The sequence below is a fragment of the Burkholderia ambifaria AMMD genome, from assembly GCF_000203915.1.
GTDB classification, from domain to species: domain Bacteria; phylum Pseudomonadota; class Gammaproteobacteria; order Burkholderiales; family Burkholderiaceae; genus Burkholderia; species Burkholderia ambifaria.
In genome coordinates, this window is sequence record NC_008390.1 from 3,325,354 (window position 1) to 3,346,786 (window position 21,433).

23 protein-coding genes are annotated in these 21,433 nt (G+C 69.0%); 16 read left to right on the forward strand and 7 right to left on the reverse strand.

The genetic code is table 11. The annotated features are described in order from the left end of the window. Window positions 1–28: 28 nt before the first annotated feature. Genes BAMB_RS15185 through BAMB_RS15205 form a run of 5 tightly spaced genes read left to right on the forward strand, consistent with a single transcriptional unit; the run spans window position 29 to window position 3,106 of the window. The gene (locus tag BAMB_RS15185; RefSeq protein WP_011658091.1) at window positions 29–466 is read left to right on the forward strand and encodes a VOC family protein; all 438 of its coding nucleotides are present in this window, start codon (window positions 29–31) and stop codon (window positions 464–466) included. 4 nt (window positions 467–470) lie between these two features. Next, entirely contained in the window at window positions 471–1,412 is a 942-nt protein-coding gene (locus BAMB_RS15190) for a 2-hydroxyacid dehydrogenase (protein WP_011658092.1), read from the forward strand. 29 nt (window positions 1,413–1,441) lie between these two features. After that, window positions 1,442–2,374: a hydroxymethylglutaryl-CoA lyase gene (locus BAMB_RS15195; protein WP_011658093.1), complete on the forward strand. Its 933-nt coding sequence runs from the start codon at window positions 1,442–1,444 to the stop codon at window positions 2,372–2,374. A gap of 22 nt (window positions 2,375–2,396) precedes the next feature. After that, complete coding sequence (locus BAMB_RS15200) at window positions 2,397–2,903, forward strand: YbaK/EbsC family protein (RefSeq protein ID WP_011658094.1); 507 nt, start codon at window positions 2,397–2,399, stop codon at window positions 2,901–2,903. After that, window positions 2,900–3,106, forward strand: a complete 207-nt coding sequence (locus BAMB_RS15205; protein ID WP_006754262.1) for a DUF1289 domain-containing protein — start codon at window positions 2,900–2,902, stop codon at window positions 3,104–3,106. The genes BAMB_RS15200 and BAMB_RS15205 overlap by 4 nt, the downstream gene beginning before the upstream one ends. Window positions 3,107–3,349: 243 nt before the next feature. Here the strand turns inward: BAMB_RS15205 and BAMB_RS15210 are convergent, their stop codons facing one another. Beyond that, window positions 3,350–4,252 carry a DMT family transporter gene (locus BAMB_RS15210; protein WP_011658095.1) on the reverse strand — a complete coding sequence of 301 codons (903 nt, stop codon included), beginning with the start codon at window positions 4,250–4,252 and terminating at the stop codon, window positions 3,350–3,352. A gap of 113 nt (window positions 4,253–4,365) precedes the next feature. Here BAMB_RS15210 and BAMB_RS15215 point away from each other — a divergent pair, with 113 nt between their 5' ends. Next, window positions 4,366–4,857 carry an Lrp/AsnC family transcriptional regulator gene (locus tag BAMB_RS15215; protein WP_006754260.1) on the forward strand — a complete coding sequence of 164 codons (492 nt, stop codon included), beginning with the start codon at window positions 4,366–4,368 and terminating at the stop codon, window positions 4,855–4,857. Window positions 4,858–4,889: 32 nt separating this feature from the next. Here the strand turns inward: BAMB_RS15215 and BAMB_RS15220 are convergent, their stop codons facing one another. Next, the gene (locus tag BAMB_RS15220; protein WP_011658096.1) at window positions 4,890–5,786 is read right to left on the reverse strand and encodes an alpha/beta fold hydrolase; all 897 of its coding nucleotides are present in this window, start codon (window positions 5,784–5,786) and stop codon (window positions 4,890–4,892) included. Between the two features lie 279 nt (window positions 5,787–6,065). Here BAMB_RS15220 and BAMB_RS15225 point away from each other — a divergent pair, with 279 nt between their 5' ends. Then, entirely contained in the window at window positions 6,066–7,025 is a 960-nt protein-coding gene (locus tag BAMB_RS15225; protein WP_011658097.1) for an NAD(P)H-dependent flavin oxidoreductase, read from the forward strand. Window positions 7,026–7,140: 115 nt separating this feature from the next. Here the strand turns inward: BAMB_RS15225 and BAMB_RS15230 are convergent, their stop codons facing one another. From BAMB_RS15230 to BAMB_RS15240, 3 genes are all read right to left on the reverse strand, one after another. Then, complete coding sequence (locus BAMB_RS15230; RefSeq protein ID WP_011658098.1) at window positions 7,141–8,103, reverse strand: LysR family transcriptional regulator; 963 nt, start codon at window positions 8,101–8,103, stop codon at window positions 7,141–7,143. Between the two features lie 171 nt (window positions 8,104–8,274). Next, window positions 8,275–9,351 (reverse strand): porin, encoded by a 1,077-nt coding sequence (locus tag BAMB_RS15235; protein ID WP_011658099.1) that lies wholly within the window; start codon window positions 9,349–9,351, stop codon window positions 8,275–8,277. A 366-nt stretch (window positions 9,352–9,717) separates the two neighbouring features. Beyond that, entirely contained in the window at window positions 9,718–10,203 is a 486-nt protein-coding gene (locus BAMB_RS15240; protein WP_041491405.1) for a hypothetical protein, read from the reverse strand. Window positions 10,204–10,535: 332 nt separating this feature from the next. Between BAMB_RS15240 and BAMB_RS15245 the strand changes: the two genes are divergently transcribed. The 6 genes from BAMB_RS15245 to BAMB_RS15270 all read left to right on the forward strand — a co-directional run bounded on the left by BAMB_RS15245 (window position 10,536) and on the right by BAMB_RS15270 (window position 17,419). After that, on the forward strand, window positions 10,536–11,579 hold the full coding sequence (locus BAMB_RS15245) for a bile acid:sodium symporter family protein (protein WP_011658101.1): 1,044 nt from the start codon (window positions 10,536–10,538) through the stop codon (window positions 11,577–11,579). A 293-nt stretch (window positions 11,580–11,872) separates the two neighbouring features. Beyond that, window positions 11,873–13,711: an EAL domain-containing protein gene (locus BAMB_RS15250; RefSeq protein WP_011658102.1), complete on the forward strand. Its 1,839-nt coding sequence runs from the start codon at window positions 11,873–11,875 to the stop codon at window positions 13,709–13,711. 177 nt (window positions 13,712–13,888) lie between these two features. Next, window positions 13,889–14,908 carry a LacI family DNA-binding transcriptional regulator gene (locus BAMB_RS15255; protein ID WP_011658103.1) on the forward strand — a complete coding sequence of 340 codons (1,020 nt, stop codon included), beginning with the start codon at window positions 13,889–13,891 and terminating at the stop codon, window positions 14,906–14,908. Further along, on the forward strand, window positions 14,905–16,185 hold the full coding sequence (locus tag BAMB_RS15260) for an AGE family epimerase/isomerase (RefSeq protein ID WP_011658104.1): 1,281 nt from the start codon (window positions 14,905–14,907) through the stop codon (window positions 16,183–16,185). The genes BAMB_RS15255 and BAMB_RS15260 overlap by 4 nt, the downstream gene beginning before the upstream one ends. Beyond that, window positions 16,182–17,090 carry a carbohydrate kinase family protein gene (locus BAMB_RS15265; RefSeq protein ID WP_011658105.1) on the forward strand — a complete coding sequence of 303 codons (909 nt, stop codon included), beginning with the start codon at window positions 16,182–16,184 and terminating at the stop codon, window positions 17,088–17,090. The genes BAMB_RS15260 and BAMB_RS15265 overlap by 4 nt, the downstream gene beginning before the upstream one ends. Window positions 17,091–17,197: 107 nt before the next feature. Then, on the forward strand, window positions 17,198–17,419 hold the full coding sequence (locus BAMB_RS15270; RefSeq protein ID WP_011658106.1) for a hypothetical protein: 222 nt from the start codon (window positions 17,198–17,200) through the stop codon (window positions 17,417–17,419). 77 nt (window positions 17,420–17,496) lie between these two features. On the opposite strand, the gene BAMB_RS15275 is transcribed toward BAMB_RS15270, so the two are convergent. Continuing rightward, window positions 17,497–17,691: a DUF2905 domain-containing protein gene (locus BAMB_RS15275; protein WP_006754113.1), complete on the reverse strand. Its 195-nt coding sequence runs from the start codon at window positions 17,689–17,691 to the stop codon at window positions 17,497–17,499. A gap of 195 nt (window positions 17,692–17,886) precedes the next feature. Beyond that, window positions 17,887–19,077, reverse strand: a complete 1,191-nt coding sequence (locus BAMB_RS15280; protein WP_011658108.1) for a class I SAM-dependent methyltransferase — start codon at window positions 19,075–19,077, stop codon at window positions 17,887–17,889. A 13-nt stretch (window positions 19,078–19,090) separates the two neighbouring features. Here BAMB_RS15280 and BAMB_RS15285 point away from each other — a divergent pair, with 13 nt between their 5' ends. The 3 genes from BAMB_RS15285 to ttcA all read left to right on the forward strand — a co-directional run bounded on the left by BAMB_RS15285 (window position 19,091) and on the right by ttcA (window position 21,316). After that, window positions 19,091–19,834 carry an SDR family oxidoreductase gene (locus tag BAMB_RS15285; RefSeq protein WP_011658109.1) on the forward strand — a complete coding sequence of 248 codons (744 nt, stop codon included), beginning with the start codon at window positions 19,091–19,093 and terminating at the stop codon, window positions 19,832–19,834. 76 nt (window positions 19,835–19,910) lie between these two features. After that, window positions 19,911–20,315, forward strand: a complete 405-nt coding sequence (locus tag BAMB_RS15290) for a dihydroneopterin aldolase (RefSeq protein WP_011658110.1) — start codon at window positions 19,911–19,913, stop codon at window positions 20,313–20,315. After that, window positions 20,312–21,316: a tRNA 2-thiocytidine(32) synthetase TtcA gene (ttcA, locus tag BAMB_RS15295; protein WP_011658111.1), complete on the forward strand. Its 1,005-nt coding sequence runs from the start codon at window positions 20,312–20,314 to the stop codon at window positions 21,314–21,316. Before BAMB_RS15290 ends, ttcA begins: the two co-directional genes overlap by 4 nt. Window positions 21,317–21,433: the final 117 nt, after the last annotated feature.

Here is a 21,433-nt window from a genome sequence, read left to right on the forward strand (position 1 = left end):
GCCGGTGCCGATCGACAGGAGACGCCCGATGTCCGCTACGCCCGCCGGCGCGCTGCGCCCGTTCCATCTCGCCTTTCCCGTATCGAGCCTCGCCGACGCCCGCGCGTTCTACGGCGGCCTGCTCGGCTGCCCCGAGGGCCGCAGCTCGGATCACTGGGTCGACTTCGACTTTTTCGGCCACCAGCTCGTCGCGCATCTCGCGCCGGACGAAACCGGCGCGAGCGCGGTGAATCCGGTCGATGGCGACAACGTGCCCGTGCGCCATTTCGGCGTCGTGCTGTCGATGGACGAATGGCACGCGCTCGCCGACAAACTGAAGGCCGCGCACACGCGCTTCGTGATCGCGCCGCACATCCGTTTCAAGGGCGAGGTCGGCGAGCAAGCGACGATGTTCTTCCTCGATCCGTGCGGCAACGCGCTCGAATTCAAGGCGTTCGCCGACATCGGCCAGCTGTTCGCGAAGTAAGCGCATGAAGATCCTGTTCTACTCGCCGCACCAGGAAGCCGACGCATGGCGCGACGCGATCGCGCAGGCGCTGCCCGACGCCGAGCTGCGCGCATGGCAGCCGGGCGACACGGCCGCCGCCGACTACGCGCTCGTGTGGCGCGCGCCGCGCGAGCTGTTCGCGCCGCGCGACGGCCTGCGCGCGATCTTCAATCTCGGCGCGGGCGTCGACGCGCTGCTCGCACTCGAGCACGCGCATCCCGGCACGCTGCCGCGCGACGTGCCGCTGGTGCGCCTCGAGGATTCGGGCATGGCGCAGCAGATGATCGAATACGTGACGCACGCGGTGCTGCGCTACCTGCGCCGCTTCGACGAATACGAAGCGCTGCAGCGCGAGCGCCGCTGGCAGGTGCTCGAACCGCATCCGCGCGCGCGCTTCACCGTCGCGGTGCTCGGCCTCGGCGTGCTCGGTGCGCAGGTCGCGCAGGCGCTCGCCGCGCTCGGCCTGCCGGTGCGCGGCTACAGCCGCAGCCCGAAGCGGCTCGACGGTATCGACACCTTCGCGGGCGACGACGCATTCGACGCGTGCATCGACGGCGCGAAGGTGCTCGTGAACCTGCTGCCGAGCACACGCGATACCGACGGGATCCTGTCGGCGCGCACCTTCGCCCGGCTCGCGCCGGGTGCGTACCTGGTGAACGTCGCACGCGGCGCGCATCTCGTCGAAGCCGACCTGCTCGACGCCCTCGCAAGTGGCCAGCTCGCCGCGGCGACGCTCGACGTGTTCCAGCACGAGCCGCTACCGGCCGATCATCCGTTCTGGCACGCGCCGCGCATCACGATCACGCCGCACTGTTCGGCCGAGACGCTGCGCGACGAAGCGGTCGAGCAGATCGCGGGCAAGATCCGCGCGCTCGAGCGCGGCGAGCGGGTCGGCGGCATCGTCGACTACGCGCGCGGCTACTGAATTCCGCCCTACACAAACTGGAGACAACCATGACGTTCCCCACCGCCGTCAAGATCGTCGAAGTCGGCCCGCGCGACGGGCTGCAGAATGAAAAGACCTTCGTGCCGACCGACGTGAAGATCGCGCTCGTCGACCGGCTGTCGCGCGCCGGTTTCCGCAACATCGAGGCCGCGTCGTTCGTGTCGCCGAAATGGGTGCCACAGATGGCCGACGGCGCCGACGTGATGGCGGGCATCGAACGTCGCGCGGGCACCGTGTATTCGGTGCTCACGCCGAACCTGAAGGGCTTCGAGAACGCGCTCGCCGCACGCGCGGACGAAGTGGTGATCTTCGGCGCGGCGAGCGAGGCGTTCTCGCAGCGGAACATCAACTGCAGCATCGCGGAAAGCATCGCGCGCTTCGAGCCGGTCGCGAAGGCCGCGAAGGATGCCGGCGTGCGGCTGCGCGGCAGCGTGTCGTGCACGCTCGGCTGTCCGTACCAGGGCGAGGTGCCGGTCGCGTCGGTCGTCGACGTCGTCGAACGCTTCGCCGCGCTCGGCTGCGACGAGATCGACATCGCCGACACGATCGGCGTCGGCACGCCGAAGCGCACGCGCGAAGTACTGTCGGCCGTCACGCGCGTGTTTCCGCGCGAACGGCTGTCGGGCCATTTCCACGACACCTACGGCCAGGCGCTCGCGAACATCTACGCGGCGCTGTTCGAAGGGATCGAGATCTTCCACGCGTCGGTCGCCGGCCTCGGCGGCTGTCCGTACGCGAAGGGCGCGACCGGCAACGTCGCGACCGAGGACGTGCTGTATTTGATGCAGGGCCTCGGCATCGACACCGGCATCGACCTCGCGCAGGTGGTCGCCGCCGGCGACTTCATCTCGAACGCGATCGGCCGCGCGAACGTGTCGCGCGCCGGCCGCGCGCTGCTTGCGAAGGCGCAGAGCGCGACCGACGCGCCGAGCTGCGTCTGACCCCGACACTCACGGATTCTCCATGACGACACCCACTTCATTCGACTCCCTCCCCGATTCCGCGCGACGCGTCGCGTTGCTGCTGCGCGAGCGCGGGCATTCGAAAGGCATCGTGATGCTCGCCGAAACCGGCAAGACCTCCGCCGAGGCCGCGGCCGGGCTCGGCTGCTCGGTCGCGCAGATCGCGAAGTCGATCCTGTTTCGGCGCGAATCGGACGGGCTGCCGGTGCTCGTCGTCGCGAGCGGCGTGAACCGCGTCGACGAGAAGAAGGTCGCCGCCCAGGTCGGCCCGGTCGGCCGTGCCGATGCGAAGTTCGTGCGCGACCACACCGGCTACGCGATCGGCGGCGTCTGCCCGATCGGCCATCTCGTCGAACCGGTCACGCTGATCGACGCCGACCTGCTCGCGCTCGACAGCCTGTGGGCGGCCGCCGGCCATCCGCACGCGGTGTTCAACCTGTCGCCGCAGGAGCTCGTCTCGTTGACCGGCGCACCGGTCGCCGACGTCGCGTTGAGGAACGACGCATGAGCGACGTGCCGGTGGTGGTCGGCACGGTCGCGTCGCCGTGCACCGACGTCTGCAGGATCGACCCGCGCACCGACTGGTGCGCGGGGTGCCTGCGCACGCGCGACGAGATCAAGGGATGGCGCGCGTCGGACGACGACGCGAGACGCGCACTGCTCGCGCGGCTCGACGCGCGGCGGCGCCTGCTCGCCCGGAGCGGCGCATAAAAAAATGCCGTTCGGCCTGTCTGGCGAACGGCATGAGATCGGAATCCGGTGAACGTGATCAACGTCACAGCCGCATCATACGAGCGACGCTGCGGCGTCGCATCGGGTGTTTCCCTACAACTTCCTACAGCCTCGTTCGCGGGCAATCGGTGTTCCCGGACGTGGCGCCAACAAGCGCGGCAGACGGCCCCGTCAGCGAGCCGGAACGGCACGCAGAATTGCCCGCCGAATCGCACGAACGTTTCAGTTGCCGACGCTCGCGCGACGCGCGGGCACGATGCGCCAGCCGAGGTTCACGCCGGCCGCCGCGAGCAGGATCAGCAGCGCGCCGAGCACCTGCGTCCACGCGAGCGTCTGCCCGAACGCGACGCGGTCGGCGATGATCGCGACGACCGGATAGACGAACGACAGCGCGCCCGTCATCGCGACCGGCAGCTTCTGGATCGCGCCGTACAGCAGCACGTACATCACGCCGGTGTTCACGACGCCGAGCACGACGAGATCGAGCCACTGCGCGGGCGTCGCCGGCAACGTGCCGAAGTGGGCGAACGGCGCGAGCAGCACGATGCCGAGGCCGGCCTGCAGCAGCGCGAGCAGATGCGGCGGCGTGCCCTTCAGGTGCTTCGTGACGATCGACGACACCGCGTACAGGAACGCCGCGCCGAGCGACAGCGCGACGCCTTCGAGATATTCGCCGGGTACCGCGAGCACCGCCGGCTCGACCCGCACCACGCACACGAGCCCGACGAAGGCGAGCGCGAGCCACGTGATCGTCGATGCGCTGATCCGTTCGCGGAACACGATCGCGCCGAGCGCGACGAGCATGAACGGCTGTGTGTTGTAGACGGCGGTCGCCATCGAGATCGACGCGCGCGAATACGCGGCGAACAGCAGCAGCCAGTTCGCGACGATCGCGACGCTGCCGAGCGTCGCCAGCGCGAGCATGCGCGGCGAGAACAGCGCGCGGCGCAGGAAGCCGAGCGCCGCGCAGACGATCGCGAGCGTCGCGGCGCCGAACAGGCAGCGGAAGAACACGACGTTGGTGAGCGGTTGCTGCGACGACATCACGAGCCAGCCGATCGTGCCGGACATCATCATCGCGACGACCATCTCGGCGGCGCCGCGGCGGGTTTCGTTCGAGGCCATCAGGGACTCCATTCGACGAGAGAAGATGACTTCGATTCTAGGAACTTGCTTTCCGCGCATCCACGACTAAACTGAAGCGAAACCACCGATTCACCTTCGAAAGCAAAGCGATCATGTCGAAACGCCTTTCCCCGCCCGCCGTCGCGTCACTGGACGCGACCGACCGCGCGATCCTCGCGGCGCTTGCCGAGGATGCGCGCATCGCCACCAGCGAACTGGCGCGGCAAATCGGGCTGTCGGCGCCCGCGACCGCCGACCGCGTGCGGCGGCTCGAAGCGCAGGGCGTGATCGCGGGCTTCACCGTCGAGCTCGACCCGCGCGCGCTCGGCTACACGCTGCAGGCGATCGTCCGCGTGAAGCCGCTGCCGGGGCAGCTGCATCTGGTCGAGGAGGTGTTGCGGCGGATTCCCGAATTCGTCGAATGCGACAAGGTGACCGGCGAGGACTGCTTCATCTGCCGGCTCTACCTGCGCACGATCGGGCACCTCGACGACATCCTGTCGAAGGTGACGGAGCGCGCGGAAACGAGCACGGCGATCGTGAAATCGACGCCCGTGCCGCGCCGCCTGCCGCCGCTCGTCGAAGACGACGCCGCGCGCCGCTGACCGTCGGCGCGACCCGCGGCGGCCGGCGCCGCTCACGCGGCCGCGTCGCGCGCGTCGAAGAACGCGAGCAGCTCGTCGATCAGCGCGATGGGCGCCTCTTCCGGAATGTAGTGCCCGCAATTGAGCGCGCGACCGCTGACGTCGCGCGCGACGCGCCGCCATTCGTCGAGCGGATCGAAGCAGCGGCCGACGATCCCATGCTCGCCCCACAGCACGCGCAGCGGGCACGCGACCTTGTTGCCGCGCTCGAGATCCGCGCGGTCGTGTTCGAGATCGATCGTCGCCGACGCGCGGTAGTCCTCGCACATCGCATGCACGGCGCCCGGCTGCGCGAGCGCGGCGCGATACGCGGCGAGCGCCTCCGGCGCGAACGGCGCGAGCCCGGCGGAACGGTTGCCCATCACGCGCTCGATATACGCATCGGTGCGGCCTTCGATCAGCGTTTCGGGCAGCGGCGCCGGCTGGATCAGGAAGAACCAGTGGAAATACGCGGTCGCGAACGCACGATCCGTTTTCTCGTACATTGCGAGCGTCGGCGCGATGTCGAGCAGCATCATCCGTTCGACGGCCGCCGGATGATCGAGCGCGAGCCGGTGCGCGACGCGCGCGCCGCGATCGTGCGCGCACACGTGGAATTGCTCGAAGCCGAAATGCCGCATCACGGCGACCTGGTCGGCCGCCATCGCGCGTTTCGAATACGGCGCATGCCGGGCGTCGCTCGGCGGCCTGCCCGACGCGCCGTAGCCGCGCAGGTCGGTCGCGATCACCGTGAAGTGATTCGCCAGCGTCGCGGCGACGCGATGCCAGATCATGTGGGTCTGCGGATGGCCGTGCAGCAGCAGAAGCGGCGGCCCCGCGCCTCCTTTGACACCGAAGATGTCGGTGTCCTGCATCGTCACGCGAAACGATGCAAACGCGTCAAACGACATGGTTTGTTTCTCGTCGGTTTGTTATGGCGGGTATTGTAGGAGCGCGCGGCCGCCTGCTGCGCGCGGCAGCGGCCCGAATGCGTAGAAAGAGAACACTCACTCGATTGTCTCCACGCCGCGCCGTTTGCTAAGCTCGCGTAGAATCGCACGACCGTTCGTATTAATATGGGCGCAGCGCTACGCCGCTACACTCGAAGCATCGTTCGACCGCCAAGCATGCATGCCGAAGCCGGCGCGATCGCGCCGGGGCCGGCCGCCCCTCGAGACTGGAGACATCACATGGCATTGCCCGCTGTCCTGCAGAACCTGACGCTGCCCGTCATCGCGTCGCCGATGTTCATCGTCAGCTACCCCGAACTCGTGCTCGCGCAGTGCAAGGCGGGTATCGTCGGATCCTTCCCCGCGCTCAACGCCCGTCCGGCCGAACTGCTCGACGAATGGCTCACGCAGATCCAGTCCGAGCTCGCCGACCACAAGGCGAAGCACCCGGACGCGGTGATCGGCCCGATCGCGGTCAACCAGATCGTCCACCAGTCGAATGTGCGCCTCGAGCATGACGTGCGCGTGTGCGTCGAGCACAAGGTGCCGATCTTCATCACGAGCCTGCGCGCGCCGGCGCGCGAGATCGTCGACGCGGTGCACAGCTACGGCGGCATCGTGCTGCACGACGTGATCAACCTGCGTCACGCGCAGAAGGCGCTCGAAGCCGGCGTCGACGGGCTGATCCTCGTCGCGGCCGGCGCCGGCGGCCACGCGGGCACGACGTCGCCGTTCGCGCTCGTCGGCGAAGTGCGCCGGATGTTCGACGGCCCGATCGTGCTGTCCGGTTCGATCGCGAACGGCGGCTCGATCCTCGCCGCGCAGGCGATGGGCGCCGACTTCGCGTACATGGGCACGCGCTTCATCGCGACGCAGGAAGCGCACGCGGTCGAGGACTACAAGCACGCGATCCTCAACGCAAAATCGTCCGACATCATCTATACGAACCTCTTCACCGGCGTGCACGGCAACTACATCCGCGAGAGCATCGAGAAGGCCGGCCTCGATCCGGACGCGCTGCCGGAATCGGACAAGACGAAGATGAATTTCGGCGGCGACAAGACGAAGGCGTGGAAGGACATCTGGGGTGCCGGCCAGGGCGTCGGCCTGATGGACGACCTGCCGAGCGTCGGCGAGCTCGTCGAGCGGATGAAGCGCGAGTACGACGACGCGAAGGCACGGCTCGGCATCGCACGCTGACGCACGCGGCGGGTTGCTTCACCGCCGCGCATCACGTCGGACCAGAAACGAAAAAGCGCGAACCGCACAACGGCTCGCGCTTTTTTCATGTCCGCTCGCGGGCGGGCAGCGGCGGTCAGCCCGCGCGCTTGATCCGCGTGATCGGCAGCACGCGCAGGTGCGATTCGATCGACGGGCACAGCGACTGCCCTTCGAAACGCGCGGCGAGGAAGTCGACGAACGAGCGCACCTTCGCGGACACGTGCCGGCGGCTCGCATACACCGCATAGATCGGCGCCTCGTGCGGCGGCACCGAGTCGAGCAGCACCGGCACGAGCCGGCCGGATTCGATGTCGTCGCCGACCACCTCGGTGCCGAGCAGCGCGATGCCCGCGCCCGCGAGCACGGCCGCGCGCAGCCCTTCGAGATGGTTCACGATCAGGTTGCCCTTCAGGTTCACGCGCGACGCGGCGGCCGCGTCGATCACCAGCGAATCGAGCATCGTCGAATTCGAATCGCGGCGCAGGTAGTTGTGGTGCGCGAGATCGGCGATCGTCTGCGGCGTGCCGTGCTTCTCGAGATACTCGGGCGACGCGACCAGCAGGATGTGCGCGGTCGCGATCTGCCGCGCGACCAGCGACGAGGATTTCAGTCCGTTCGGCGCCGCGCGCACCGCGACGTCATAGCCTTCCTCGATCAGGTCGACCACACGATCGGACAGCGTCATGTCGACGATCACGTCCGGGAACCGGCCCGCATAATCGGTGACGGCCTGCATCACGTGCCGCAATCCGAACGCGGACAGCGACGTCACGCGCAGGCGGCCCTGCGGCACGACGCTCGCGGCGCCGACCGCCTGTCCGGCTTCGTCGAGTTCCGACAGCGCCTGCACGAGGCGCTCATAGTATTCGCGTCCCGCCTCGGTCGGCGCGACGCGTCGTGTCGTGCGATGCAGCAGCCGCGCGCCGAGCTGCTGCTCGAGATGCATCACGTGCTTGCTCGCCATCGCGGCCGACATCTGCATGCGCTCCGCCGCGCCGACGAAGCTGCCCACTTCGACGACGTAGCGAAACACATTCATGCTGACGAGGGTATCCATCGAACTAGCTCGCAATTCCTGGGAATCATGCAATTACGAGATAGGGTAACAAAGGCAAGGAAACCAAAAGGTCAACAATGGCAAAACGGCGCAACAGTAAGCGGCGCCGTTGCGGGACGGGAAACGGGCGGGCGGCACGCGCGGTGTCGATTCGCGCCCGCCATCGTCTCGTCAGAACTTTGCGCGGATGCCTGCGCCGAACGTGTTGCCGCTCGACAGGCCGCTGATGTGGTCGTTCATGTACGCGGCGTAGACGTCGGTGCGCTTGGACAGCGGATAGTCGTAGCCGACGGCCCAGGTCTGGCGCGTCTGGTCGAGGCCGCCGCCGTCGCGCGAGTACGCATACGACGCCATCGCGTTGCCGACGCCGAGCGGCACCGACACCCCGCCCTGCGCGGTATTCACGTGCCAGCTGCCGGCGACCTGGTCGTTCTTCGTATACATATACTGGCCGAACAGCTTCACGTACTTCAGGTCGTAGGTCGCGCCGACCAGCCCGATCCCCTGGCTCTTCATGCCGGTCACGAGCGAGCTCAGGTCCTGCGGGCCGTTGTTGAAGTTCACGTACTGGTAGACGGCGGTCGCGGCGAACGGGCCGTTCGCGTAGTTGAACTGCGCGCTCCACTTCTTCGAGCGGTTGTCGCCGGCCGTGTTGCCGAGCGCGTACATCGCGCCGAAATTCAGGCCGCCGAACGAAGGCGACGTGTACGACAGCGCATTGTTCCAGCCCGAATCGCCCACCGCGCCCTGGTCGCTCGGATAGGTCGGGAACGTGCCGAGGCCGAGGAACACGTGGTACACCATCGGCGAGAAGGTGTACGAATCGTAGAACGGGTTGAACAGGATCGTCGACAGGAACAGGTGCGTGGTCAGGCGGCCTGCCGTCACCGTGCCGTACGGCGAGCTGACGCCGACGTACGCGTTGCGCGCGAAGAACGTATCGCCCTGGAAGCGCCCGAACTGGCCGTTCTGCGCGCGGAAGAAGCTCTCCAGCGTGAAGATCGCCTTGTAGCCGTTGCCGAGATCCTCCGCACCGTGCAGGCCCCAGTACGAGGTCGACATCCCGCCGCCCGACACGTTCCACGCGCGATCGCCGCCCGGGAACTTGGTTGCGCCGATCCATTCGTCCACCTGACCGTAGAGCGAAACGCTCGACTGCGCGTGGACGGGTGCGGCGGCCGCCACGCAGGTGGCCGCGGCGATCAGCTTGACGGACGTGCGCGACGCACGGCGAGCGAATGCTTTCATGGGATCTCCAGGTTTTGTCGAAGTCGATAAGTGGCGCGAGCGTTGTTTTTTGGAGCCGATTGCTTGCGTCGTATGGGGCGCAGCCATCTTTACGGATCATTTGTCCGGTCAAAATTGCGCGCACTTATTGCGGGTATAGCGGCGGCATTAACTTCGCGGCATCGACACATGGCCGCACGCGTCGCGGCGGGCCTGCGCGGGGCAGGCACGCGACGGGACGGCCGCGGGACGGCGCCCGTGCCGGGCGCGAAAGATAGCGCAATGCGGAGGGAAAATCAGCGGAAATCTGCGCGCGACTGTGGCGGATTCGCATCACAGCCGGCGAGGGACGAGCGCGCGGCGGCGCTCAGCGAACGCGCGGGGCGCTCAGTTTCGGTAGAACGGGGAGAAATACGGCGAGTGGGCGGCAGGTTCTTCCTGCGCGCGCGGGGGCGGCATCGGACGGCCGCCGCGCTCCTCGTTGTAGCGCGCGACGTCGGCGCGGATCGAGCCGGCACGCATCGGCACGTTGCCGCCGCCCGGCGGGCGCGGCATCTGGCGCGAGTCGGCGCTGATCGGGCGATACGGGCTTTGCGCGGCGTAATGGCCGTAAGACGGCGTCGGCCGCAGGCCCCAGCGGGAGCCGTAGCCGCTCACGCCGCCGGCACGCGCGCCGCCCGGCGGCAGCGCACGGCGCCAGACCTGCGCGCTGGCGGCCGACTGGCCGTACGCGTGCATGTCGCCGCCGCCGAAACCGTGGCCGCCGAACGCATGACCACCGTGCGGCGGTTGCGCGAGCGCGAACGGCATCAGCAGCGTGCCGAGCACGCCTGCCACCCATCGTCCGACCTTCAGTTTCACCCGTTCCGTCATCATTCATTGCCTGTTACCGCTCGCCGCCGGTGTTTTTCGGCTGACGCAAGCCTTTCAGCAGTAATTTATGAGCGGCCTGAAACGGTGTCGAGCCAAAAAGTGTTAGGTCGCCGGCATCGGTGTAACACCATGTTACTGCTAGGTTTTTTCACTTCCGCGGCCAATCGTGGAAGAACATTCTTCTGCTCATTCGCGCGCCGTCCGGTGGCCCTGCCGCATTCAATGGATTCATCAATCGATTCTCACAATGAATTTGTCTCTTGAATGAGCAGCCGGGACAATATCGGCTTCGCGCGCGCGATGCGCGCCGCCGTTTCCGAATCGAGCTCCCGATGGCCCGTCCCCGTTTCCTTCCTGACAACTTCACGCTCGCGCTCGTCGGCACCGTCGTGCTCGCGAGCCTGTTGCCGTGCCGCGGCCCGGCCGCCCATGCGTTCAACTGGGCGACCAACATCGCGGTCGGCCTGCTGTTCTTCCTGCATGGCGCGAAGCTGTCGCGCGAAGCCGTCGTCGCGGGGGCGACCCACTGGCGGCTGCATGCGGTCGTGCTGCTCAGCACGTTCGCGCTGTTTCCGCTGCTCGGCCTCGCGCTGAAGCCCGTGCTGCAGCCGCTCGTCACGCCGACGCTCTATGCCGGCGTGCTGTTTCTGTGCACGCTGCCGTCGACGGTCCAGTCGTCGATCGCATTCACGTCGATCGCGAAGGGCAACGTGCCGGCCGCCGTGTGCGCGGCGTCCGCGTCGAGCCTGCTCGGCATCTTCGTGACGCCGGCGCTCCTCGGGCTGATGATCACGTCGCAGTCGGCCGCGGCCGCGTCGCCGTGGAGTACGGTCGGCAGCATCGTGATGCAGCTGCTCGTGCCGTTCGTCGCCGGCCAGCTGCTGCGGCCCGTGATCGGCGGCTGGATCGAGCGCAATCGCGGCGTGCTGCGCTTCGTCGACCAGGGCTCGATCCTGCTCGTCGTCTACGTCGCGTTCAGCGAGGCCGTGAACCAGGGGCTGTGGCACCAGATTCCGGCGCGCGCGCTCGGCGGCCTGCTGGTCGTCAACGTCGTGCTGCTCGTGATCGCGCTGGTGCTGACCACGATCGTCAGCAAGCGGCTCGGCTTCAACCGCGCCGACCAGATCACGATCATCTTCTGCGGATCGAAGAAGAGCCTCGCGGCCGGCGTGCCGATGGCGAAGGTGATCTTCTCCGCGCAGGCGGTCGGCGCGATCGTGCTGCCGCTGATGCTGTTCCACCAGATCCAGCTGATGGCGTGCGCGGCGCTCGCGCAGCGCTGGGGCGCGCGCGACCTGAGCGGCGAGCGCGACGGCGAGGATGCCGCGGCCGGCACGGCGCGCACGCAGGGCACGCTGAACGCGGGCAAGCGCTGACGCGGAGGCGGCGTGGCCGGCATCGCTGGCCCAGGATGCTGCGGCCGGCGCGGCGCGCACGCAGGGCACCCTGAAGGCGGGCAAGCGCCGACGCGGCAACGGCGCGCCCGGCATCGCTGGCCGCGCCAGGGTAGGCACTTTTCCGCTCCCGCCTCGGCCCCCGCGTCGTTCCCTTTCAGCCCTCACGTGACGCCCGCACCATCGACGTGCATCGCGTCACGAAATCTTCATTCAATTCTTCGCGCGCGCTGCCGTTAAAGTCGGGCGTCCCGTCGCCTCGGCCGCCCTCCTCCATGCCCGCGCCCCATCCTGACTCGTCCGTTGCTCCCACCACGCGCCTGATCGCGGAGCGCGCGCTCGCCGCCGTGTTCCAGCCGATCGTCGATCTCGGATCGGGCACGGTCGTCGGCTACGAAGGCCTGATCCGCGGCCCGAGCGGCACCGACCTCGAGCCGCCGGCCGCGTTGTTCGCGCAGGCCGCCCGCGACGGCACGACCATCGCACTCGAGCAGGCGGCCGCGCTCGCCTGCCTCGACGCGTTCGCGGCGCTCGGCTGCGACGGCAAGCTGTTCCTCAACTTCAGCGCGGGCACGATCGTGCAACTCGTGCGCGAACGCGAGCGCGTGCGGCAACTGCTCGGCCGGGCCGGCGTCGGCGCCGAGCGCATCGTGATCGAGCTGACCGAGCAGACCGCGATGCCGGACGTCGCGCGCATCGAGCCGGCGGTCGCGTCGCTGCGCGACGCGGGCATCCAGTTCGCGCTCGACGACTACGGCACCGCGAACGCAAGCATGAACCTGTGGTTGCGCCTGCACCCGGATGTCGTGAAGATCGACCGCTTCTTCATCCACGACATCGCGCGCGACCCGCTCAAGTTCGAGGCGGTCAGGGCGATGCAGCACTTCGCGCACGCGAGCGGCGCGCAGCTGATCGCGGAAGGCATCGAGAACGCGAGCGACCTGATCGTCGTGCGCGACATGGGCATCTGCTGCGTGCAGGGCTTCCTGCTCGGCCGGCCGAACGCGCGGCCGTCGCCGGTCGTCGCGCCGGCCGCGCGCGACGCGATCCGCACCCCGCACATCGCGGTGTTCCCCGGCGCGACGCGCACCGCGCGGCCGGCCGGCACGATCGCGGCGAAGATGCTCGTGCCTGCGCCGGCGCTGCCGCGCGATGCAACCAGCAACGACGTGCTCGACCTGTTCAACCGGATGCCCGGCCTGCACGCGGTCGCGCTCGTCGAACGCGGGCGGCCGGTCGCGCTCGTGAACCGGCGCGGCTTCATCGACCGCTTCACGCTGCCGTACCACCGCGAGGTGTTCGGGAAGAAGCCGTGCCTGCAGTTCGCGAACGACGCGCCGCTGATGATCGACAACGCGACGTCGGTCGAGCAGCTCGCGATGCTGCTCGCGAGCCACGACCAGCGCTATCTCGCGGACGGTTTCGTGATCACCGAACACGGCCGCTACCTCGGGCTCGGCACCGGCGAGAGCCTCGTGCGCGCGGTGACCGAGATGCGCATCGAGGCCGCGCGCTACGCGAATCCGCTGACCTTCCTGCCCGGCAACATCCCGATCAGCGCGCACATCGACCGCCTGCTGGAGCGCGACGCCGGCTTCCATGCGTGCTACGTCGACCTGAACCAGTTCAAGCCGTTCAACGATCAGTACGGCTACTGGCAGGGCGACGAAGTGCTGAAGTTCGCGGCGACGGTGCTCGCCGGCGTATGCGATCCGCAGCGGGATTTTCTCGGGCACGTCGGCGGCGACGATTTCCTCGTGCTGTTCCAGCGCGACGACTGGCGCGCGCGGGCGACCGACGCGATCGCGCGCTTCAACGACGGCGCGCAGCGCTTCTACACGCAGGCCGACCGGCTCGCGGGCGGGCTGCGCGGCGAGGACCGCCACGGCAACCCCGCGTTCTTCGGCTTCGTGACGATGGCGATCGGCGCGGTCGGCGTGCCGGCAGGCGCGCACGGCGCGATGCGCTACGGCAGCGACGAGATCGCGTCGGTCGCGGCGCTCGCGAAGCGGCGGGCGAAACAGCAGCCGGGCGGGCTCGCGGTCGTCGACCTCGATGCGGGGCGCGCGGCGCTGCGCGAGCGCGGGGAGCCGCCGCTCGCGGCGGCGGGTTGAATGGGAGGCTCACCTTGCCTTTTCCGCGTTTTGTTTAGTATTTTTAGTAACGGCGTTTTCGCAGATTAGCACGTAAAAACCCGTTATTTCCGGGTATTCCCCGGTTATCCGGCCCGAATTTGGCGCCGAGTTTTACTATACAATCGCCGTCACCCTAAACAAACCGGATCCCGAACGATGGGCACCACCATTCGCGACGTAGCGCGGGCGGCAGAGGTCTCGATCGGCACCGTCTCCCGCGCGCTGAAAAACCAGCCGGGCCTGTCCGAAGCCACGCGCGCGCGCATCGTCGAGATCGCGCAGCGGCTCGGTTACGACCCGGCCCAGTTGCGCCCGCGCATCCGCCGGCTCACCTTCCTGCTGCACCGCCAGCACAACCGCTTTCCCGCCAGTCCGTTCTTCTCGCACGTGCTGCACGGCGTCGAGGACGCATGCCGCGAGCGCGGCATCGTGCCGACGCTGCTCACGGTCGGCCCGAACGACGACGTGCTGCGCCAGATGCGCCCGCACGCGCCGGACGCGATCGCGGTGGCCGGCTTCATCGAGCCCGAGACGATCGAGGCGCTCGCCGCGACCGGCCGCCCGCTCGTGCTGATCGACCTGTGGGCGCCCGGCCTGCGCTCGGTGAACATCGACAACGCGACGGGCGCGGCGCTCGCGATGCGCCACCTGCTCGCCACCGGCCGCTCGCGGATCGCGTTCATCGGCGGCTCCGCCGCGCACTACAGCATCGCGCAGCGCGCGATCGGCTATCGCCGCGCGTTCTTCGAGGCCGGGCGGCTGTTCGATCCCGCATACGAAGTGACGATCGACGCCGGGCTCGACCCCGACACCGGCGCCACGCGCGCGATGCAGCAGCTGCTCGACGCGCCGGGCCCGCGCCCCGACGCCGTGTTCGCGTACAACGACGCCGCCGCGCTGGCCGCGCAGCGCGTGTGCATCGCGCGCGGCGTGCGGATTCCGGAAGACATCGCGATCGTCGGCTTCGACGACATCCCCGCCGCCGCGCACGCGAACCCGCCGCTCACGACGCTCGCCGTCGACAAGGAAGCGCTCGGCCGCCGCGGCGTCGAACTGCTGCTCGCCGAAGCGCCCGAGCGCACCGAGATCTCCCTGCCCGTCGAGCTGATCGTGCGGGCCAGCAGCCAGCCCGCCGGCTCACCGGCACTCGATACCGCCACGGTCACCGAATCATGAACATGCCCCCGGTCCAATCCCGCACGGCCACGCCGGCCAACCACGCGCAAGCGGCGCCGTTCGTCGCGAGCTTCCGCGATCCGTCGTTCCTGCTGTCGCACATCGAGGACACGCTGCGCTTCTACGCGACGAACGCGTTCGACCCGACGGGCGGCTTCTACCACTACTTCCGCGACGACGGCAGCGTCTACAACCGCACGTCGCGGCATCTGGTCAGCAGCTGCCGGTTCGTCTTCAACTACGCGATGGCGTACCGGCATTTCGGCGATCCGCGCCATCTCGAGTACGCGCGCCACGGGCTGCGCTTCCTGCGCGACGCGCACTGGGACGACGACCTGCAGGGCTACGACTGGGAACTCGACTGGCGCGACGGCGCGAAGCGCGAGACGCTCGACGCCACGCGCCACTGCTACGGGCTCGCGTTCGTGCTGCTGGCAGCCGCGCACGCGACGATGGCCGGCATCGACGAAGCGCGCGCGCTGATCGCGTCGACCTTCGAGCTCGCCGAGCACCGCTTCTGGGATGCGGCCGCGGGCCTCTATGCGGACGACGCGACGCCGAACTGGAACGTGTCGACGTACCGCGGCCAGAACGCGAACATGCACATGACGGAGGCGCTGCTCGCGGCCTACGAGGCGACCGGCCACGTCACCTACCTCGACCGCGCGGAGAAGCTCGCGACCCATATCACCCAGCGCCAGGCCGCGCTGTCGGGCGGCCTCGTGTGGGAGCACTACCATGCGGACTGGTCGGTCGACTGGGACTACAACAAGGAAGACAGCTCGAACATCTTCCGTCCGTGGGGCTTCCAGCCCGGCCACCAGACCGAATGGGCGAAGCTGCTGCTGATCCTGGAGCGGCACCGCCCGCTCGACTGGCTCGTGCCGCGCGCGGCCGAGCTGTTCGACGCGGCGCTCACGCACGCGTGGGATGCCGATCACGGCGGCCTCTGCTACGGCTTCGGCCCCGACTTCACGATCTGCGACCACAACAAGTATTTCTGGGTGCAGGCGGAAACCTTCGCGGCGGCCGCGATGCTCGGCGCGCGCACCGGCAGCGAGCGCTTCTGGGACTGGTACGACGAAATCTGGCGCTACAGCTGGGCGCATTTCGTCGATCACCGCTACGGCGCGTGGTACCGGATCCTCACCTGCGACAACCGCAAGTACAGCGACGAGAAGAGCCCGGCCGGCAAGACCGACTATCACACGATGGGCGCGTGCTACGACGTGCTCGCGACCCTTGCGCGCGCGGCGCGCAGCGAGCCGACGCAATGAGCGGCGGCACGTTTCCGGCATTCGTGTCGGCGGGCGACATCCTGACCGACATGGTGCGCGCGGGCGACGCGCAGTGGACCTCGGTGCCGGGCGGCGCCGGCTGGAACGTCGCCCGCGCGGTCGCGCGGCTCGGCGTGCCGAGCGCGCTCGCGGGCGCGATCGGCGAGGACTGCTTCTCCGACGTGCTGTGGCGCACCAGCGACGCGGCCGGGCTCGACCTGCGCTTCCTGCAGCGCGTGCCGCGCGCGCCGCTGCTCGCGATCGTCCACGAGACGCGGCCACCCGCGTACTTCTTCATCGGCGATGCCAGCGCGGACCTCGCGTTCGACCCGGCGCGGCTGCCGGCCGGCTGGACCGAACACGTGCAATGGGCGCACTTCGGCTGCATCAGCCTGGTGCGCGAGCCGCTCGCCAGCACGCTCGTCGCGCTCGCGGCCGACCTGCACGCGCGCGGCGTGAAGATCAGCTTCGATCCGAACTACCGGAACCTGATGACGGCCGCGTACCGGCCGACGCTGGAGAAAATGGCCAGCCTCGCCGACCTGATCAAGGTGTCCGACGAGGACCTGCGCCACCTGTTCGGCGGCGACGGCCCTGACGCGGTCGACGCGGTGCGCGCGCTGAACCCGCGCGCGGCCGTGCTCGTCACGCGCGGCGCGCAGGCGGCGACGCTCTACGCCGGCGGCGACGTGCTCGAGGCCAGCCCGCCGCGCGTCGAGGTGGTCGACACCGTCGGCGCGGGCGACGCGTCGATCGGCGGCCTGCTGTTCAGCCTGATGGCCGCGCCGCAACGCCCATGGCGCGAGCATCTCGCGTTCGCGCTCGCGGCGGGCGCGGCCGCGTGCCGGCATACGGGCGCGCACGCGCCGACGCTCGACGAGGTCGTCGCGCTGCTCGAACGGTGACGGCATGAGGTGGCACGGGGCGGCGCGCTGATCGGTCGCCGATTAGCGGCGCTGTACATGCTGCGCCGCAGTGCTACGATGAAGTGTCCTATTGCGGGAGAGGCACGATGGACACGAACACGTTCACCAAAGGCATCTATACGGCCAAGGCGCATACGCAGCACACCGCCAACGGGCAATACCAGGGCTACGTGATCCTCGCCCGGGACGACGGCGACGAGACGGAGAACATGCGCTACGACGTCCACACGACGAGCCCGAGCGAGGAAGAGGCGTTCGACGAAGCGAAGGCGCTCGCGCACCGGATCCTCGGCGAGATTGAACTGTGATGCGCGAACTGTAATGCGCACGACCATCACGCGCGCGCCGCGGCCGGACCGCGACGCGCCGCCGCATGCGGCGCGGCTCAGAGCAGCCGCGCGACCATCGACACCAGCATCGTCACCACCAGCGTCGACATGAACGGGAACGGGTAGCGCCGCCCGCCGAGCGTCAGCGTGACGTCGCCCGGCATCCGCCCGATGCCGAGCTTGCCGAGCCACGGCCAGCAGCGCGTCAGGATCATCACCGCGAAGAACGACGCCATCAGCCAGCGCAGCATGCTAGGGCCTGTTTCCATATGGAACGCGCATGCGCTGCCAAGAGAACGGCCGCTCGCGAGGCGCGCGACGCCGCGAATACTGGACGTATTCGCAAGGAGCGCAACGCGGCGAGCGGCCGTTCTCGTGGCAACCCCAAATTAAAAAAATCATGTCGCAGGAATGTGCGTTCCATATGGAAACAGGCCCTCGCCCCGTCAGAGCGCGTGCGAGCGGTCGCCGCGCGCGAACGCGTCGAGCGTGCCGTCGATCCCGCGCGAGAAAGCGATCACCTTGAACAGCTCGCCCATCTCGGCTTCCGAGATCAGCTTCTGCACCGCGTTCGCGGCCGGCAGGAACTGGTGGACGTCGGACGGATCGATCGCGGCCAGCGCGTCGGTGATGCCCGCGTTCAACAGGAAGCGCGCCTGCGACGTGTAGCCGAGCAGGTCGGCGCCGGTGCCGACGCCCGCATCGTAGATGCCGGTGAATTCGACGTGCGCGGTGATGTCCTGCAGCCCCGGGTACAGGAACGCGTCGTCGTGCGCGTGGTGGCGGTAGTGGCACATGAGCGTGCCGCGGTCGCGCTGCGGATGGTAGTACTCGTGCGCCGGAAAGCCGTAGTCGACCAGCAGCACCGCGCCGCGCGCGAGCATCGTGCACACGGTGCGCGTGAATGCGAGCGCGGCTTCGTGCGTCTCGGTCACATAGCCGTCGTCGACGTCGAGCGTCGCCAGCACCGCGGGCAGGCCGGCAGCGCCGACGGGCCGGTCGTCGAACACGAACGCGTGCCGCGCGTCCAGCGCGACGCCGCGCTCGAGCCACGCGCCGCCCGACTTCGCGAACAGGCGCACCGGCATCGCATCGAGCACCTCGTTGCCGACCACGACGCCGTCGAAACGCTCGGGCAGCGCGTCGAGCCAGCGCACCTTGCCTGCGAGCGCCGGCACGGCGGTCGCGATCGTGTCGCGTTGCCGTTCGCGCAGCTCGCCCGACAGATCGACGATCAGGTATTCGTCGAGCTCGACGTCGAGCGCATCGAGTGCCGCGAGCAGCCCGGCCGCGAGCTTGCCCGTGCCCGCGCCGAACTCCATCACGCGACGCGTGCCGCTCGCCGCGAGCGCGTCCGCGACGGGATTCGCGAGCGTCTGCGCGAACAGCGGCGACAGCTCGGGGGCCGTCACGAAGTCGCTGCCGTCGTCGGCGCGGCGTCCGAACTTGCGCGCGCCGCCGCTGTAATAGCCGAGACCGGGCGCGTACAGCGCGCGCTCCATGAAGCGATCGAACGGCAGCCAGCCGCCGGCCGCCGCGATCTCGTCGCGCAGTTGCGCGGCGAGCGTTTCGGACTGCGCGAGCGCGTCAGGGCCGGGAGCAGGTAAACTAGCGGATTCGTGAGCTTTCGGGTTCATCCCGGCATTGTAAATGACCGTTTCAGCCGATACGTCGACCCCGCGCATCGCGCTCGTCGCAGGCGCGCTGGACAGCGCGGCCGACGCCGCGTCGCTCGGTCGTGCGCTCGCGACCGCCTTCGCGCAGCGCGGCTGGGACGTCGCGCTGCAACGCAGCGCCGGCGCGCCGCGCGCGGCCGGCGACGCGCTCGTCGCCGAAGTCGCCGCCCGCGGCCGCCGCGCGGCCGTGCTTGACGCCGATCTGGCCCTGGAAGCCGACGCGGGCGCGCTGGTGGCCGCTTGCGGCACGGCGCTCGGCCGGCCCGCCTGTGCGGTGTTCGTGAGCGCGTGCGCCGGCACCGACGACGCGCAGACGGTGGATGGCGCATCGCTCGCCGGCGCGCTTGCCCGCAACGTCACAGCGCCGCTCGCACTGGCCCGCGCGCTCGCCGATGCGACGCCCGACGCCGCGCGCGACGACGAAACACTGCGCGCGTGCGTGATCCACGTGCTGGACCAGGCGCTGTTTCATCCGGCGCCGGCCCGGCTGTCGCACGCGCTGATGCAGGCCGCGCTGAACCGCGCGACCGCCGCGCTGGCGCTGGCCCTCGCGCCGAAGGTGCGTGTCGCGGCGCTCGTGCGCGGCCACGCGCCGCACGCGGACGACATCGCGGCGGCGGCCTGCTATCTCGCGACCGCGCCCGGCGTCACGGGCGCGACGCTGACCGTCGACGGCGGCGAGCACCTGGTGCCGCCCGCCGCCGGCCCGAATGAATGAATTGCGCGGACCGCGGCCTGATCGCCGCCGTCCGCGCCGCTTTGCGTGCGCGCACGCCAATTTGACTGGGACGACCATGTTTTCCGCTCTCCTGCACCCCCGCCTCGCGGACTGCCGCAGGCTCTACCTGCGCGACTACGAGGTGCACATGAAGATCGGGGCCTTCGAACACGAGAAGCGCGGCGAGCAGCGCGTCGTCATCAACATCGACCTGTTCGTGCCGCTCGCGCTGTCCACCCCCGTCGACGACCGGCTGCATGAAGTCGTCGACTACGATCTGATGAAACAGAGCGTCGCGCAGTGTCTCGCGCGCGGCCACATCCACCTGCAGGAAACGCTGTGCGACGCGATCGCCGCGAACCTGCTGGCGCACGACATCGTGCGCGCGGTACGTGTCCGTACCGAGAAACCGGACGCCTATCCGGACTGCGACGCCGTCGGCGTCGAAGTCTTTCGCATCAAGGACGAGGAGCGCGCATGAACGCCCCCCACACGCATGACACGGTGGCCGATGGCGCCGCCATCGAAGCCACCGTCGCCGACATCGCCGACACCGGCCGCCGCGCGCTGACGCGCCGCGAGCAGAAGGAAGCGTACGAGAACAACAAGCTGTTCAAGCGGATCGTGCGCCAGGTCGGCCAGGCGATCGGCGACTACAACATGATCGAGCAGGGCGACAAGGTGATGGTGTGCCTGTCGGGCGGCAAGGACAGCTACGCGATGCTCGACGTGTTGCTGCGCCTGCGCGAGCGCGCGCCGATCGACTTCGACATCGTCGCGGTCAACCTCGACCAGAAGCAGCCGGGTTTCCCCGAGCACGTGCTGCCCGAATACCTGACGCAGATCGGCGTGCCGTTCCACATCGAGAACCAGGACACCTACAGCATCGTCAAGCGGCTCGTGCCCGAGGGCAAGACGACCTGCTCGCTGTGCTCGCGGCTGCGCCGCGGGATCCTGTATCGCGTGGCCGGCGAGCTCGGCGCGACCAAGATCGCGCTCGGCCACCACCGGGACGACATCCTGCAAACCCTGCTGCTCAACATGTTCTACGGCGGCAAGCTGAAGGGGATGCCGCCGAAGCTGCAGTCGGACGACGGCAGGAACGTCGTGATCCGCCCGCTCGCGTACGTGAAGGAGACCGATCTCGAGAAATTCGCCGAGCTGCGCGAATTCCCGATCATCCCGTGCAACCTGTGCGGCAGCCAGCCGAACCTGAAGCGCGCGGAAATGAAGGCACTGATCCGCGACTGGGACAAGCGCTTCCCGGGCCGCGTCGACAACATGTTCAGCGCGCTCGCGAACGTCGTGCCGTCGCACCTGATGGACACGACCCAGTTCCCGTTCGCGTCGCTGCGCGCGACCGGCCAGGCCGACCCGCAGGGCGACATCGCGTTCGACGAGGAACCGTGCGCGTCCGGCGACGACACCGCCACGCGCGACGGCGCCCGACCGATCTCGATCGTCCAGTTCGACGACCTGTAAGCAGGGCCCGAACACCCGCCGGAACCGCGGCCCGCGGCCCTGTTCCGGCGCTGTCGCCCGGCCGCGACAGGCCCGGAACGCCAGGGGCCGCATGCTAAAATGGTCGGCTTCGAACTC

Excerpts from the sequence above, each read along its gene's own strand:
- BAMB_RS15185 (WP_011658091.1), top strand. The coding sequence starts at position 29 with ATGTCCGCTACGCCCGCCGGCGCGCTGCGCCCGTTCCATCTCGCCTTT.
- BAMB_RS15190 (WP_011658092.1), top strand. The coding sequence starts at position 471 with ATGAAGATCCTGTTCTACTCGCCGCACCAGGAAGCCGACGCATGGCGC.
- BAMB_RS15195 (WP_011658093.1), top strand. The coding sequence starts at position 1,442 with ATGACGTTCCCCACCGCCGTCAAGATCGTCGAAGTCGGCCCGCGCGAC.
- BAMB_RS15200 (WP_011658094.1), top strand. The coding sequence starts at position 2,397 with ATGACGACACCCACTTCATTCGACTCCCTCCCCGATTCCGCGCGACGC.
- BAMB_RS15205 (WP_006754262.1), top strand. The coding sequence starts at position 2,900 with ATGAGCGACGTGCCGGTGGTGGTCGGCACGGTCGCGTCGCCGTGCACC.
- BAMB_RS15210 (WP_011658095.1), bottom strand. The coding sequence starts at position 4,252 with ATGGCCTCGAACGAAACCCGCCGCGGCGCCGCCGAGATGGTCGTCGCG.
- BAMB_RS15215 (WP_006754260.1), top strand. The coding sequence starts at position 4,366 with ATGTCGAAACGCCTTTCCCCGCCCGCCGTCGCGTCACTGGACGCGACC.
- BAMB_RS15220 (WP_011658096.1), bottom strand. The coding sequence starts at position 5,786 with ATGTCGTTTGACGCGTTTGCATCGTTTCGCGTGACGATGCAGGACACC.
- BAMB_RS15225 (WP_011658097.1), top strand. The coding sequence starts at position 6,066 with ATGGCATTGCCCGCTGTCCTGCAGAACCTGACGCTGCCCGTCATCGCG.
- BAMB_RS15230 (WP_011658098.1), bottom strand. The coding sequence starts at position 8,103 with ATGGATACCCTCGTCAGCATGAATGTGTTTCGCTACGTCGTCGAAGTG.
- BAMB_RS15235 (WP_011658099.1), bottom strand. The coding sequence starts at position 9,351 with ATGAAAGCATTCGCTCGCCGTGCGTCGCGCACGTCCGTCAAGCTGATC.
- BAMB_RS15240 (WP_041491405.1), bottom strand. The coding sequence starts at position 10,203 with ATGACGGAACGGGTGAAACTGAAGGTCGGACGATGGGTGGCAGGCGTG.
- BAMB_RS15245 (WP_011658101.1), top strand. The coding sequence starts at position 10,536 with ATGGCCCGTCCCCGTTTCCTTCCTGACAACTTCACGCTCGCGCTCGTC.
- BAMB_RS15250 (WP_011658102.1), top strand. The coding sequence starts at position 11,873 with ATGCCCGCGCCCCATCCTGACTCGTCCGTTGCTCCCACCACGCGCCTG.
- BAMB_RS15255 (WP_011658103.1), top strand. The coding sequence starts at position 13,889 with ATGGGCACCACCATTCGCGACGTAGCGCGGGCGGCAGAGGTCTCGATC.
- BAMB_RS15260 (WP_011658104.1), top strand. The coding sequence starts at position 14,905 with ATGAACATGCCCCCGGTCCAATCCCGCACGGCCACGCCGGCCAACCAC.
- BAMB_RS15265 (WP_011658105.1), top strand. The coding sequence starts at position 16,182 with ATGAGCGGCGGCACGTTTCCGGCATTCGTGTCGGCGGGCGACATCCTG.
- BAMB_RS15270 (WP_011658106.1), top strand. The coding sequence starts at position 17,198 with ATGGACACGAACACGTTCACCAAAGGCATCTATACGGCCAAGGCGCAT.
- BAMB_RS15275 (WP_006754113.1), bottom strand. The coding sequence starts at position 17,691 with ATGCTGCGCTGGCTGATGGCGTCGTTCTTCGCGGTGATGATCCTGACG.
- BAMB_RS15280 (WP_011658108.1), bottom strand. The coding sequence starts at position 19,077 with ATGAACCCGAAAGCTCACGAATCCGCTAGTTTACCTGCTCCCGGCCCT.
- BAMB_RS15285 (WP_011658109.1), top strand. The coding sequence starts at position 19,091 with ATGACCGTTTCAGCCGATACGTCGACCCCGCGCATCGCGCTCGTCGCA.
- BAMB_RS15290 (WP_011658110.1), top strand. The coding sequence starts at position 19,911 with ATGTTTTCCGCTCTCCTGCACCCCCGCCTCGCGGACTGCCGCAGGCTC.
- ttcA (WP_011658111.1), top strand. The coding sequence starts at position 20,312 with ATGAACGCCCCCCACACGCATGACACGGTGGCCGATGGCGCCGCCATC.